The sequence below is a fragment of the Micromonospora auratinigra genome (genome assembly GCF_900089595.1).
Lineage (GTDB): Bacteria > Actinomycetota > Actinomycetes > Mycobacteriales > Micromonosporaceae > Micromonospora > Micromonospora auratinigra.
Window position 1 is genome coordinate 4,921,946 of the sequence record NZ_LT594323.1, and the last position, 13,230, is coordinate 4,935,175.

The 13,230-nt window shown below is 75.3% G+C and carries 12 protein-coding genes; 5 read left to right on the plus strand and 7 right to left on the minus strand.

Features of this window, described 5'->3' with window-relative positions:
• Positions 1 to 92 precede the first annotated feature (92 nt).
• Positions 93 to 3,275, plus strand: coding sequence for a UvrD-helicase domain-containing protein (locus tag GA0070611_RS22155; protein ID WP_091667434.1), 3,183 nt, complete (start codon positions 93 to 95; stop codon positions 3,273 to 3,275).
• A 47-nt stretch (positions 3,276 to 3,322) separates the two neighbouring features.
• Here the strand turns inward: GA0070611_RS22155 and GA0070611_RS22160 are convergent, their stop codons facing one another.
• Both GA0070611_RS22160 and GA0070611_RS22165 read right to left on the minus strand, forming a co-directional pair.
• Positions 3,323 to 3,955 (minus strand): prepilin peptidase, encoded by a 633-nt coding sequence (locus tag GA0070611_RS22160; protein ID WP_091667436.1) that lies wholly within the window; start codon positions 3,953 to 3,955, stop codon positions 3,323 to 3,325.
• An 11-nt stretch (positions 3,956 to 3,966) separates the two neighbouring features.
• On the minus strand, positions 3,967 to 5,055 hold the full coding sequence (locus tag GA0070611_RS22165) for an EamA family transporter (RefSeq protein WP_091667438.1): 1,089 nt from the start codon (positions 5,053 to 5,055) through the stop codon (positions 3,967 to 3,969).
• 278 nt (positions 5,056 to 5,333) lie between these two features.
• Between GA0070611_RS22165 and GA0070611_RS31975 the strand changes: the two genes are divergently transcribed.
• Complete coding sequence (locus GA0070611_RS31975; RefSeq protein WP_407940450.1) at positions 5,334 to 5,870, plus strand: LppU/SCO3897 family protein; 537 nt, start codon at positions 5,334 to 5,336, stop codon at positions 5,868 to 5,870.
• A gap of 142 nt (positions 5,871 to 6,012) precedes the next feature.
• Positions 6,013 to 7,248, plus strand: a complete 1,236-nt coding sequence (locus tag GA0070611_RS22175; RefSeq protein WP_091667442.1) for an ATP-binding protein — start codon at positions 6,013 to 6,015, stop codon at positions 7,246 to 7,248.
• Positions 7,249 to 7,286: 38 nt separating this feature from the next.
• On the opposite strand, the gene GA0070611_RS22180 is transcribed toward GA0070611_RS22175, so the two are convergent.
• Positions 7,287 to 7,835: a GNAT family N-acetyltransferase gene (locus GA0070611_RS22180; protein WP_091667444.1), complete on the minus strand. Its 549-nt coding sequence runs from the start codon at positions 7,833 to 7,835 to the stop codon at positions 7,287 to 7,289.
• 145 nt (positions 7,836 to 7,980) lie between these two features.
• On the opposite strand from GA0070611_RS22180, the gene GA0070611_RS22185 reads away from it, so the two are divergent.
• Both GA0070611_RS22185 and GA0070611_RS22190 read left to right on the plus strand, forming a co-directional pair.
• Positions 7,981 to 8,526, plus strand: a complete 546-nt coding sequence (locus tag GA0070611_RS22185) for a DoxX family protein (protein ID WP_091667446.1) — start codon at positions 7,981 to 7,983, stop codon at positions 8,524 to 8,526.
• A 204-nt stretch (positions 8,527 to 8,730) separates the two neighbouring features.
• Positions 8,731 to 10,167: a glycosyltransferase 87 family protein gene (locus GA0070611_RS22190; protein ID WP_091667448.1), complete on the plus strand. Its 1,437-nt coding sequence runs from the start codon at positions 8,731 to 8,733 to the stop codon at positions 10,165 to 10,167.
• A gap of 43 nt (positions 10,168 to 10,210) precedes the next feature.
• Here the strand turns inward: GA0070611_RS22190 and GA0070611_RS22195 are convergent, their stop codons facing one another.
• The 4 genes from GA0070611_RS22195 to moaC form a co-directional block, all read right to left on the minus strand.
• Positions 10,211 to 10,642 (minus strand): molybdenum cofactor biosynthesis protein MoaE, encoded by a 432-nt coding sequence (locus tag GA0070611_RS22195; protein ID WP_091667450.1) that lies wholly within the window; start codon positions 10,640 to 10,642, stop codon positions 10,211 to 10,213.
• Between the two features lie 100 nt (positions 10,643 to 10,742).
• A complete protein-coding gene (locus GA0070611_RS22200) occupies positions 10,743 to 12,002 on the minus strand; it encodes a molybdopterin molybdotransferase MoeA (RefSeq protein ID WP_091667453.1) in 1,260 nt (419 codons plus the stop codon).
• Between the two features lie 58 nt (positions 12,003 to 12,060).
• Complete coding sequence (locus GA0070611_RS22205) at positions 12,061 to 12,531, minus strand: MogA/MoaB family molybdenum cofactor biosynthesis protein (RefSeq protein ID WP_091667456.1); 471 nt, start codon at positions 12,529 to 12,531, stop codon at positions 12,061 to 12,063.
• Positions 12,528 to 13,019, minus strand: a complete 492-nt coding sequence (gene moaC, locus GA0070611_RS22210; RefSeq protein WP_091667458.1) for a cyclic pyranopterin monophosphate synthase MoaC — start codon at positions 13,017 to 13,019, stop codon at positions 12,528 to 12,530. Before moaC ends, GA0070611_RS22205 begins: the two co-directional genes overlap by 4 nt.
• Positions 13,020 to 13,230 lie beyond the last annotated feature (211 nt).

The window sequence follows — 13,230 nt, forward strand, 5'->3', positions numbered from 1 at the left end:
CGCTCCGGCCCCCGAGTCCAGCACCGGATTGCTCAGGTCACGCGTACGCGTGGCGGCGGGCGGGTAGTGGGCCGAGCGTGACAGGATGCGGCGTGCCTCCGTTCAGCGCCGCACCCCCCGGTGGCCTCCCGCCGTTCGTCGCGGATCTGCACATCCACTCGAAGTACTCCCGCGCGTGCAGCCGCGACCTGACCCTGCCCAACCTGGGCTGGTGGGCCCGGCGCAAGGGCATCGGGGTGCTGGGCACCGGCGACTTCACCCATCCCGCCTGGTACGACCACCTGCGGGAGACCCTGCACCCGGCCGAGCCCGGCCTCTACCGGCTCGGCCCGGACGCGGAACGGGACATCGCCCGTCGGCTGCCGCCCCGGCTGGCGAGCGCGGCGGAGGCGGATCCGGTCCGGTTCATGCTCAGCGTGGAGATCTCCACGATCTACAAGCGGGACGACCGGACCCGGAAGGTGCACCACCTGATCTACCTGCCGGACCTGGACGCGGTGGCCCGGTTCAACGCGGCGCTGGGCCGGATCGGCAACCTCGGCTCGGACGGCCGGCCGATCCTCGGGCTGGACTCCCGCGACCTGCTGGAGATCACCCTGGAGGCGAGTCCGGACGGCTACCTGGTGCCGGCGCACATCTGGACGCCCTGGTTCTCGGCGCTCGGCTCCAAGTCCGGCTTCGACGCGATCGCCGACTGCTACGCCGACCTGGCCGAGCACGTCTTCGCGGTCGAGACCGGGCTCTCCTCCGACCCCGAGATGAACTGGCGGGTCGGCAGCCTGGACCGCTACCGGCTGGTCTCGAACTCGGACGCGCACTCGCCTCCGGCCCTGGCCCGGGAGGCGACCGTCTTCGACTCCGGGCGCGACTACTTCGCGATCCGCGAGGCGCTGCGCACCGGCGACGGGCTGGCCGGCACCATCGAGTTCTTCCCGGAGGAGGGCAAGTACCACGCCGACGGGCACCGGCTCTGCGGGGTGAACTGGGCCCCGGAGCGCACCCGCGAGGCGGGTGGCCGCTGCCCGGAGTGCGGCAAGCCGCTGACGGTGGGCGTCCTGAGCCGGGTCGAGGAGCTGGCGGACCGACCCGAGGGGCACCGCCCGGCGCACGCCCGTCCGGTGACCCACCTGGTGCCGCTCGCCGAGATCCTCGGTGAGATCAACAAGGTGGGCGCCCGGTCGAAGAAGGTCGAGGGGAAGCTCAACGAGCTGGTCGCCGCGCTCGGCCCGGAGCTGGAGATCCTCACCACCACCCCGGTGGACGAGATCAGCCGGGTCGGCGGTGAGCTGCTGGGCGAGGGGATCGGCCGGCTGCGGCGCGGCGAGGTGCGCCGGGTGCCCGGCTACGACGGCGAGTACGGGGTGATCACCCTCTTCGACCCGGCCGAGCTGGGCGGGGCGGGCGGCTCCGGCACCCAGGACACGCTCTTCGACGTACCGGTGCCCGCGCAGCGGAAGCCCACGGAGCCCGCGCCGAAACCGAAGGCCCGGCGCACGACGGCGGCGAAGGTCGAGCCGAAGCGGAAGGCGCCGGCGCCACCGATCGCGCCGGCGCCCTCCCCGCACGAGCCGTTCGAGCCGATGCTCGCCGGGATGGAGGAGGTCGGCACCGGCCTGCTGGACCGGTTGGACGCGATGCAGCGGGTGGCCGCCTCCGCGCCGGGCGGTCCGCTGCTGATCGTGGCGGGACCGGGCACCGGCAAGACCCGGACGCTGACCCACCGCATCGCCTACCTCTGTGCCGAGCTGAACGTCTTCCCGGAGCAGTGCCTGGCGATCACCTTCACCCGCCGGGCGGCGGAGGAGCTGCGGCACCGCCTCGACGGGCTGCTCGGCCCGGTGGCCGAGGACGTCACGGTGGGCACGTTCCACTCGCTGGGGCTGGCCATCCTGCGGGAGAACGCGGCGGCCGCGGGCCTGCCGGCGGACTTCCGGATCGCCGACGACGCGGACCGGACGGCCGCCCGGGCGGAGGCCGGCGACGACGACGCCCGCTACGCGGCGCTGCTGCGCAAGCGGGACCTGGTCGACCTGGACGAGCTGCTCACCCTGCCGGTGGCGCTGCTGCGGGGGGACAAGAAGCTGGTCCGCGAGTACCGCGACCGGTGGAAGTGGATCTTCGTCGACGAGTACCAGGACGTCGACGCGGTCCAGTACGAGCTGCTGCGGCTGCTCTCCCCCGCCGACGGCAACCTCTGCGCGATCGGCGACCCGGACCAGGCCATCTACTCGTTCCGGGGCGCGGACGTCGGCTACTTCCTGCGCTTCTCGCAGGACTTCACGGACGCCCGGCTGGTCCGGCTGAACCGCAACTACCGCTCGTCGGCACCGATCCTGGCCGCCGCGGTGCAGGCCATCGCGCCCTCGTCGCTGGTGCGGGGCCGCCGGCTCGACCCGGCCCGGCTGGACCCGGAGGCCCCGCTGGTCGGTCGCTACGCCGCGGCCTCCGTCGCCGACGAGGCCGATTTCCTGGTACGCACCATCGACGACCTGGTCGGCGGCCTCTCCCACCGGTCGCTGGACTCGGGGCGGATCGACGGCCGCGCCACCACCCTGTCGTTCTCCGACATCGCGGTGCTCTACCGGACCGACTCCCAGGCGGCCCCGATCGTCGATGCGCTGGCCCGGGCGAACATTCCGGTGCAGAAGCGCTCGCACGACCGGCTGCGGGACCGGCCCGGGGTGACCGCGATCGCCCGGGAGCTGCGGCACACCGGCCTCGACGGCCCGCTGGCCGCCCGGGTGCGGCTGGCCGGGCAGGTGCTGGCGGAGCGTTTCGCCGTACCCACCCTCGACGGGTCCGGCTCGGTACGCCCCGACGACGTGCGGTCGGCGGTGGACCTGCTCGCCCCGCTCGCCCGCCGCTGCGGCGACGACCTGGAGCTGTTCCTGTCCCAGCTGGCGACGGGTGCGGAGGTGGACGCCCTCGACCCGCGCGCCGAGGCGGTCACCCTGCTGACCCTGCACGCCGCGAAGGGCCTGGAGTTCCCGGTGGTCTTCCTGGTCGGCGCCGAGGACGGGCTGCTGCCGCTGCGCTGGCCGGGCACGGCTCCGGACGACGACGCGGTGGCCGAGGAGCGCCGGCTCTTCTTCGTCGGCCTCACCCGCGCCCAGGACCGCCTGTACGTCAGCCACGCCGCCCGCCGGGTCCGGCACGGCGCGGAACGCGAGTGCCGCCCGTCGCCGTTCCTCGACGTGATCGACCCGGGGCTCTTCGAGCGGTTCGGCGAGCCGGAGGCCCGGCGACCGAAGGACCGCCAGCTCCGGCTGATCTGACGCCGGCCGGGCCGCCTCGGGCACGGCCGTGGGCGGCGCCGGCCCGCTCAGTCGAGCAGCAGCGCCAGCCAGGCACCGGCCAGGATGGCGGGGCCGACCGGGAGCGCGGTGTCCCGGCGGACCCGACCGGTGGCGAGCAGGGCGAGCGCGACCACGCCGTGCAGCAGGTGCGGCAGGAGCAGCCCGAGCCCGAGGGTCGACCAACCCGACCACCCGAGCGGGAGGCCGAGCGCGCCGGCGAGCTTCACGTCGCCGAAGCCGAGCCGCGATCCGGGGAGCAGGGCGAGCAGCACGTACCCGCCGAACGAGAGCGCCGCGCCGGCGAGCGCGGGCAGCAGCCGCCCCGGCGTACCGGCGACGAGCGCGGCGCCGACCAGGCCGACCGCGCCGACGGCGGCGGCGAGCGCCACCAGCGGGTCGGGCAGCCGCAGGCAGGCGAGGTCGACCAGGGCGAGCACCAGGCCGATCGCCGCCACCAGCAGCAGCGCCGGCAGGGCCGGATCGGTGCCGCGCGCCGCGGCCAGCCCACCGAGGACCACCGCGCCGGTCAGCGCCGTCCCGAGCCGCCGGACCCGCCCGGGCCGGCGTGCGCTCCCGGTGTACGGGCGGGCGAGCGGGACCGCGACCCACCCGGCGAGCGCGCCGAGCAGCGCGACACCCGTCACCGCTGCGCCGGACACGTCTCCGGACGTTACCGGCGGCCCGCCCCGCCGGCTGCCCCGTCCACCGGCCGGTCGGCCGCCACGCTGTCGTCCGCCACGCTGCCGGCCGGGTCGTCGGCCACGCTGTCGGCCGCCCGGTCGACGGGGCTGTCGGCCGGTGGGGTGTCGGCCGGTCGGCGCGGGCGTTCGGTGCTCACCACCACCGCGACCCCGGCGACGATGACCGCGCCGCCGAGGAGCACCTGGGCGGTCACCGGCTCGGCGACGAGCAGCGCGCCGAGGGCCACCGCCACCGCCGGGTTGACGTACGCGTAGGTGGAGACCAGCGAGATCGGTGCGTGGTGCAGCAGCCAGACGTACGCGGTGAAGGCGACCAGGGACCCGGCCACCATCAGGTACGCCAACGCCGCCCAGGAGCGGCCGGTCACCTCGGCGGGGGAGAAGCCGCGCAGTTCGCCCCGGGCGGTCGCGATCACGGCCAGCGCCGCCGCGCCGGCCAGCATCTCGTAGACGGTGGCGACGAAGGGGTCCGCCGGCATGCGGATCCGACCGGAGAGGTAGGAGCCCACCGACCAGCTGACCGCTCCGGCGACCACGGTCAGCGCCCCGGCCACCGGCACGGTGCCCGGGCCACCGGTGGGCAGCACCAGCAGGACCAGGCCGACGAAGCCGAGGGCCACGCCGACGAAGGTCCACGGGCGCGGCCGGTCGCCGCCGACCGTACGCAGCAGCACCACCAGCAGCGGGACGGTGGCCACCAGCAGCGCGGCGATTCCGGAGGGCAGTGCCGTCCCGGGCGGCCCCGCCTCGGCGAGCACCACCAGCCCGTTGCCGCCGGCCAGCAGCAGCACTCCGACCAGGGCGGCGGAGCCGAGTTGCCGGCGGTCGACGCGGAGCGTGCCCGCGCCCCGGCGTATCCGGAGCACCAGGGCGAGCACCACGGCGGCGGCGGCGAACCGGGCGGCGGCCGAGGTGAGCGGCGGCAGCGACTCGACGGCGACCCGGATGCCCAGGTAGGTCGAGCCCCAGAGCACGTAGACCAGGACCAACGCGGTCCAGATCAGCGCGGGTCGGGTGGCGGTGGCGGGCGGTGTCGCACTTGCGGGGCGTGAGCTCATCGGTCGACCACGCTACGGTGGCCACGGCGTGGCCGTCCCCCGTTGGTGGCCGGCTTCTCAGGCAGTGGCGTTCCAGGAGGCGTTCCATGTCGAACTACGGACCGGGTGCCGGCGGCCCCGACCGCTGGAACGGCCCCACCGGGGACGGGTACCCGCCGGCCGCCGCGCCCGGGTCCGGTGGGTGGGCCGGCCCGCCCACCGCCCCCCGCAGCGAGCCGCCCGGCCCCCGGTACGAGCCACCGACCGAGCACTACGGGCCCCCGACGGACCGGTACGCGCTGCCCGGTCAGCGGCACGAGCCGCAGCCCGGCTGGGCACCGCCGGTCCCCGGCCCGCCGGGTCCCGGGTATCCGGGTCCCGGGCCGGAGCGGCCGAAGCGCGGCCGGGTGCCGCTGCTCGTGGTGCTGGCGGTGGTGCTGGTGCTGGTGCTCGGTGCGGCCGCGGTCTTCTGGGGGGTCAGCCGGGAGGGCGGGCGGCCGTCGGACGAGCCGGTCGCGTCGGCCCCGCCCGCCGCCGAGCCGACGGTGGCGACGACCGGGCCGACGGCCACGCCGGCCCCGGCCTCGTCGACCGATCCCCGGTTCGTCAAGACGGGCCAGTGCGTCCGCAACGACGGGGGCGCCGCGCAGCCGAAGTTGGCGATCGCCGAGTGCGGTCCGCAGACCTACCAGGTGGTACGCAGGTTCGACGGTGCCACCAGCGGCAAGCGGGACGCCGAGGCGAAGTGCGCCAAGGTCCCCGGTTACACCGACTGGTACTTCTTCGACAGTGAGCTGGACACACTCGACTTCGTGCTCTGCCTGAAGCGGCGGTAGGCAAGCGGCGGTAGCCAAAACTAGGGCTGTCTAGCATCCACGCTAGACAGCCCTAGTTTTGGCTCGACGATCACCGACACGCCGGTAGCCCCGTCTACGCATCTCTAGCCTCGCGGCTAGACGGCCCGATACTCTCCGATTCGTGGATCCGGTCCGCAACCCGTACGCCCCCGGCGCCGGCCAGCGCCCACCCGAACTCGCCGGGCGGGGGCGCGAGCTGGACGTCTTCGACGTGGTGCTGGAGCGGATCGCCCGGGGGCGCCCGGAACGCAGCCTGATGCTCACCGGCCTGCGCGGAGTCGGCAAGACGGTCCTGCTCAACACGCTGCGTTCCCAGGCGATCAACCACCTCTGGGGCACCGGCAAGATCGAGGCCCGCCCCGACCAGTCACTGCGCCGGCCGGTCGCCGCCGCCCTGCACATGGCGGTCCGCGAGCTGGCCCCCCGGCACCGCGCCCCGGACCGGATCGACGCCTTCCTCGGCGTGCTCAAGGCGTTCGCCCAGCGCTCTGCGCCCGCCGGCCGGGGCGGGGCCGCACCGAAGCTGCGCGACCGCTGGCAGCCCGGCATCGACGTGCCGGCGAGCAGCGGCCGGGCCGACTCCGGTGACATCGAGATCGACCTGGTCGAGCTGCTCAGCGACGCGGCGGCGGTCGCCACCGACGTGGGGACCGGCATCGCCGTCTTCATCGACGAGATGCAGGACCTCGGCGCGGAGGACGTCTCCGCGCTCTGCGCCGCCTGCCACGAGCTGTCCCAGCTCGGCGCGCCGCTGATCGTGGTCGGCGCCGGGCTGCCGCACCTGCCGGCCGTGCTCAGCGCGGCGAAGTCGTACTCCGAACGGCTCTTCCGCTACCAGCGCATCGACCGGCTGGACCGGATCGCCGCCGACCAGGCGCTCTGCGCACCGGCCGAGCGGGAGGAGGTCGAGTACGAGCAGAAGGCGCTCGACCTGCTCTACGAGAAGTCCGGCGGCTACCCGTACTTCGTCCAGGCGTACGGCAAGGCCACCTGGGACCATGCGCCCCGGTCCCCGGTCACCGCGGCGGACGTCCGGGTGGCCGCGCCCGAGGCGGAGGCCGAACTGGCCGTGGGCTTCTTCGGCTCCCGGTTCGAGCGGGCCACCCCCGCCGAGCGGGAGTACATGCGGGCGATGGCCACGCTCTCGCTGGTCGAGGGGGAGGAGAGCGGCCGGGACGACATGGACGCGGCGGTGCCGACCGCTGAGATCGCCCGCGCCCTGGGCCGCAAGCCGGCCAGCCTCTCCCCGGCCCGCGACGCCCTGATCAAGAAGGGCCTGATCTACTCGGGCGAACGCGGCACGGTCGCGTTCACCGTCCCGCACTTCGGCCGCTACCTGCGCACCCAGCCCGCCTAGACCCGCGCCCGGCCCGCCCGGACCCGCACCCAGCCGGCCTAGACCCGCTGCCAGGGCGGCGGGTAGACCACCTCACCGGCCGGCGGCGGGCCCTCGTCGCCGGTCGAGGGCGGCAGCACCAGCGCCTGCCAGGGCTCACCGAGCCCCGACCACGGGCTGCTCAGCCCCAGCCGGTCGGCCCGGGTGAAGCCGAAGCGCCGGTAGAACGCCGGGTCGCCCAGCACCACGACCAGCCGCTCACCCAGCTCGGTGGCGGCGTCCAGGGCGGCCTGCACCACCGCCGTGCCGTGCCCGACCCGCTGCCGGTGCGGGGCGACCGCCACCGGACCGAGCGCCACCGCCGGGTAGGAGCCGGCGTCGGTGCGCACCCGGACCCGGGTCAGCAGCGCGTAGCCGACGACCTCGCCGCCGTACTCGGCGACCATGGCCAGTTCGGGGAGCCAGGCGTCGCTGTGCCGCAGCTCGTCGACCAGGGCCACCTCGGGCGGTGGGGTGGCCACGTCCGGGCGGGCGAAGGCGGCGGCCAGCACCCGGGCGACCGGTGCCTCGTCCGCCGTACCCTCGGGGCGCAGTCGCAGGCTCGTCACCCGCGCGACCTTACCGCTCCGGGCGGGTCCATCCGCGACGGTCGCTGAAATCCGTGCCGCACGGATGACCGGGGACGTCCATGTCGGCCGATCCCGTTCGGGTGTTGCCGGCGTGGCGGGCGGTGCGACGGGGTATGACTGATCCATGAAGCCCGTGCGTACCCTCGCCCGCGTCATGCTCAGCGGCATCTTCGTGGTCAGCGGCGCCCGCAACCTGCAGAACCCGGGCCGGCTGGTTCCGGCCGCGAAGCCGGTCACCGACCGGGCCGCCCCGCTGATCCAGAACCTGCACCCCCGCCTCCCCACCGACACCGAGACGTTGATCCGGGCCAACGCGGCCACCCAGCTCGTCGGTGGCCTGATGCTGGCGACCGGGAAGTTCACCCGGCCCGCCGCCCTCGTGCTGGCCGGCACGCTGGTGCCGACCACCGTCGCCGGTCATCCCTTCTGGACCGCCGACGACCCGGCGACGCGGAACAACAACCAGATCCACTTCCTGAAGAACCTCGGGCTCTTCGGTGGCCTGTTGCTGGCCGCCGCCGACACCGAGGGCCGGCCCGGGCTGCGCTGGCGCGCCGGTCACCGGATCAACCACTCGCGCCGCTCAATGCAGCGGGCGGTCCGGACCGCCCGCCGGGAGGCGAAGATCGCCGTACGGACGGCGGCCACCGCCCGCCGGCTTCCGGGCTGACCTGCATCTATACGGCCACCACCCCCCGCAAGGCCACTAATCACCTGAACCGTCCGACACCCGTTAACGCGGTGGAAATGTCAAAAACGTGTGTGGGATCGGACACGGTCGGATAACGCGGGAGGCAACAACGTGAGGCGCCGTTCTAGGCTCCGTGCGGGACCTGGACGGGTAGGACGACCTTGGTACGGGGGTGGCACCGCCATGCCGGCGATCGTCGGTAGACGGATGGACCGCCTCGCTCCAGTCCGTCGCGGAACGCGTGGGATCGATCGCAGGACAGTCGTACGGACCGGCATCGTGGCCGCCGTCGCCTACGCCGCATGGCTCGCCATCGGCGCGTTCGGGCGGCCGTACAACTTCTTCGACATGAAGATCTACCACGGTGCCGTGGTGTGGTGGGCGAGCGGGAACGAGCTGTACGACTTCATCGCACCCTCGACGACGCTCGGTTTCACCTACCCGCCCTTCGCCGGGCTGGTCATGCTGCCGATGTCCTGGCTGCCGGTGGAGGCCGCCGGCTGGCTCAACGCGCTGGCCAGCATCGCCGCGCTGGCCGTCGTGCTGGCCGCGCTGCTGCGCCCGATCGTCGACCGGCTCGGCTGGCCCCTCTGGTTCACCGTCGCGCTGGCCACGCCGCCGGCGCTGGCGATCGAGCCGTCCCGGGAGACGCTCGGGTACGGCCAGGTCAACCTGCTGCTCTTCGCGCTGGTCATGGCGGATCTGGTCGGCCTGCGCTGGCGGGCCCGCCGCGGCACCCACCACGACACCGCCGATTCGGCGCTGGCCCGGTTCGTCTACGGCGGCACCTGGGCCGGAGTCGGCATCGGCCTCGCCACGGCGGTCAAGCTCACCCCGGCGCTCTTCATCGGCTACCTGGTGCTCACCCGGCAGTGGCGGGCCGCGGTGACCGCGATCGGCACCGCCATCGGCGTGACGCTCGCCGGCTTCGCGCTGGTCGGGGAGGAGTCGCGGACGTACTTCGGCTCGGTGCTCTGGCAGACCGAGCGGGTCGGTGCCGCCGACATGACCGCCAACCAGTCCCTCGCCGGCCTGCTGGCCCGCCTCTACGACTCGATCGAGACCCCCGGCCTGCTCTGGCTGGCGTTCTCGGTGCTGGTGCTGGCGCTGGGCCTGTCCCGGGCGGCCAGCGCCCGGGCCGACGGCGACGAACTGACCGCGTTCACCCTGGTCGGCCTGACCACCAACGTGATCAGCCCGATCTCCTGGTCGCACCACCTGGTCTGGGTGATCCCGGCGATCATCGTGCTGGCCGACGCCGCGGTACGCCGCCGCGAGGCCAGCCGCGGGCTGCCGCTGCGGGTCACCGGTACGCCGCCGACCGGCGGGGTGCCCCCGCTGCGGCCACCGATCTGGTACCCGACGCTCACCGGGCTCCGGCACGGCATCGGCGCCCTCGGGCTCTGGCTGCTGTTCCTGGTCTCCCCGATCTGGCCGTACGAGCACCAGCTCCCCGAGGTGTCGCACTACCAGGACGGCCTGTTCGGCGCGCTGATGGAGAACTCCCTGGCGATCGCCCTGATCGTGCTGGTCGCGGCGCTGCCGTGGCGGCCGGGCGCCGAGCCCGCGTTCTACTCCGACCGGCTCCTGCGGGCGGCACACCCGGCCGCCCGGCACTGACCGGCCCCGCCCGGGCCGGAGCGTCCGTCCCCGCAGGGACCGCTCAGGGGCAGTTCACCCACTCCTCGGTGCCGTCGGCGAAGACCTGCCGCTTCCAGATCGGCAGCCGCGCCTTCACCTCGTCGACCAGCCGGGCACAGGCCGCGAAGGCCGCCGCCCGGTGCGCCGTGCTGACCGCGGCGACCAGGGCCGGGTCGCCGATCTCCAGCCGGCCGATCCGGTGCGACACGGCCACCGCGTACACCTCGGGGTCGGCGGCGATCTCGGCGGCGACCTCGCGCAGCACGGCCTCCGCGGTGGGGTGGCCCTCGTACTCCAGCAGGGTGACCGGGCGGCCGTGGTCGTGGTCGCGGACGACGCCCTGGAACGAGACGACCGCGCCGGCCCGCCGGTCGGCCACCGCCGCCTCGTGCGCGGCCAGGTCGAGCGGGGCCTCGGTCACCGCGCCGACGGTCACCCCGTCGACCGGGCGCACCGTTGCGCCCTCGCCCGGCGCAGCCGGCCCGGGACGCGGGCTCACCACGAGCGCGCCATTCGCGACTGCGGGGCTCGCAAAACCGGCTCACTCCTCGCGCTCACCATGACCGCTCCCCGGGGGTGAGCGGCAGCGGGACCACCGGCACCCGGGCGCCGGCCTCGCCGCTGCTCCCGGGGCGGATGACCGCGAACCCGTCCGCGCCGGCCAGGCCGCGCAGCATCGCCGAGCCGACGTGCCGCAGCGGGTGAGCGGTGCCGGTCGCCCGGTCCACCCGGACCAGGGCGAGATGGGTGTAGTCGCCCCGGCCGGACACCGGCTCGGCGAGGGTGACCTGCGGCAGCACCGGCATCGGGCGGCCCTGGAGGCCGGCCAGCAGCGGGGCCACCAGCGAGACCAGGGCGACGATCGCCGACTGCGGGTTGCCCGGCAGGCCGGCCACGAAGCGGACCCGGCCGTCCGGATCCACCAGCCGGGCCAGCAGCATCGGGAAGCCCGGCCGGACCGCGACGGTGTTGACCACGTAGTCGGCGCCGAGCGCCTCCAGCGTGGGGTGCAGGTGGTCGACCGGGCCGTGCATGGTGCCACCGGTGGTGCAGACCAGATCGGCGCCGGCGAGCGCGCCGCGCAGGGCGGCCACGTGGGCGGGCAGGGTGTCGGCCACCGGGCCGACCACGTCGGACGGGCGCACCTGGCAGCCGTAGCGGCGCAGCCAGGCCGGCACCGCCGGACCGAGGGCGTCGCGCACCCGACCGGCGCCCGGCGGGCCGGCGGTGAGCAGCTCGTCGCCGAAGACCAGCAGGGCGGCCCGCGGCTGCCGACGGACCCGCAGCGTGTCGTGCCCGCAGGAGGCGGCCAGCCCGATCACCGCCGGGTCGACCGGCGTGCCGGCCGGCAGCAGCTCCTCCCCGGCGTACGCCTCCTCGCCCGGCTCCCGCCACTCGGGCTGCGGGCGCGGCGTGCCGGCCACCCGGCCCTCCGGCGTACGGGTCGACTCCTCGATCCGCAGGACCGCGCTGGCACCCGCCGGCACCATCGCGCCGGTGGCGATCTCGACGGTGGTGCCGTCCTCGGCCAGCGGGGGCGGGGTGTGCCCGGCGAGCACCCGGCCCACCACCTGCCACGGACCGTCGCCGCGCACCGCCCAACCGTCGACGCTGGAGGTGGGGAAGGCCGGCAGGTCGGTACGCGTGGTCAGCGGCTCGGCCAGGGTGTGCGCGTCGGCGTCGGCGAGCGCCCGGCTCACCGCGGGGAGCGCGGCCGCCAGGCCGACCGCGTACACCCGGGAGCGGGCCTCCTCCCAGCCGGCGGGCGGCGGCGTGGCGACCCGGGCCCCGGCGGCTGCGGTTTCCGTGCTCATCGGGCGAGCCTATCGCCGGCAGCTCCCCGACGCGGCGCGGCACCGCGCGGGCCGGTGCTCAGTGGTCGCCGCCACGGAGCTGGTCGACGGCGTGCGACAGGATCGGCCCGAGCACGACCAACCCGTCCTTCGCCCCACCGCGCGACCCGGGCAGGTTGACCACCAGCATCCGGCCGGTGACCCCGGCCAGCCCGCGGGACAGGGCGGCGGTGGGCACCGCGCCCCGGCTGTGCGCCCGGATCGCCTCCGCGATGCCGGGGATCTCGTAGTCGAGCAGCGCGCGGGTCACCTCAGGGGTGCGGTCGGTCGGGGTGATGCCGGTGCCGCCGCTGGTCAGCACCACGTCGACACCCTCGTCCCGGGCGGCCCGCAGCGCGTCGCCGACCGGCCCGCCGTCGGGCACCACCACCGGCTCGTCGACCTCGCAGCCCAGCTCGCGCAGGCCGGCGACGAGCAGCGGACCGCTGGTGTCCGCGTACACCCCGGCCGCGGCGCGGTTCGAGGCGACGACCACCCGGGCCCGGATCACGGCCGGTCCTCCGGGCGTACCCACTCGCCGGTCCTGCCGCCCTCCTTGCGGAGCACCCGTACCGCCTCCACCGAGGCGGCCGGGTCGACGGCCTTCACCATGTCGACCAGGGCGAGCCCGGCGACGGCCACCGCGGTGAGCGCCTCCATCTCGACGCCGGTGCGGTCGGCGGTGCGGGCGGTCACGGTGATCTCGACGGTGTCGGTGGTGAGGCTCAGGTCGACGGTGACCCCGTGCAGGGCGATCGGGTGGCAGAGCGGGATCAGGTCGGGGGTCCGCTTGGCCCCCATGATCCCGGCGAGTCGGCCCACCGCCAGGGCGTCGCCCTTCGGCAGGCCGTCGCGGCGCAGCAGCTCCACCACCTCGGCGGTGGTGCGGAGTCGGCCGGCGGCGACCGCGAGCCGGCCGGAGACCGGCTTGGCGGAGACGTCGACCATCCGGGCCGCCCCGGCCGGATCGACGTGGGTGAGCTGGGCGGGTTCGGTCACGGCCGCGAGCCTATCCCGCCGGCACGACGGCCCGCCCGACGCTCGGTGGGGAGGAGCGCCGCCGCCCGGGTGCCGTGGCGTGACCGGCGCTCCTCCCTCGGTCACCCACCGGCAGGTCGCTGGGGGGAACCATCCGGCGGGCGCCTCGTCGACTCGGCCCGTCCCCTGTGCAGGGCCTCCCCCGATCGCCGACGGGCCGACGGTAACGGGC

Excerpts from the sequence above, each read along its gene's own strand:
- GA0070611_RS22165 (WP_091667438.1), bottom strand. The coding sequence starts at position 5,055 with ATGAGCTCACGCCCCGCAAGTGCGACACCGCCCGCCACCGCCACCCGA.
- GA0070611_RS22185 (WP_091667446.1), top strand. The coding sequence starts at position 7,981 with ATGAAGCCCGTGCGTACCCTCGCCCGCGTCATGCTCAGCGGCATCTTC.
- GA0070611_RS22190 (WP_091667448.1), top strand. The coding sequence starts at position 8,731 with ATGCCGGCGATCGTCGGTAGACGGATGGACCGCCTCGCTCCAGTCCGT.
- GA0070611_RS22200 (WP_091667453.1), bottom strand. The coding sequence starts at position 12,002 with ATGAGCACGGAAACCGCAGCCGCCGGGGCCCGGGTCGCCACGCCGCCG.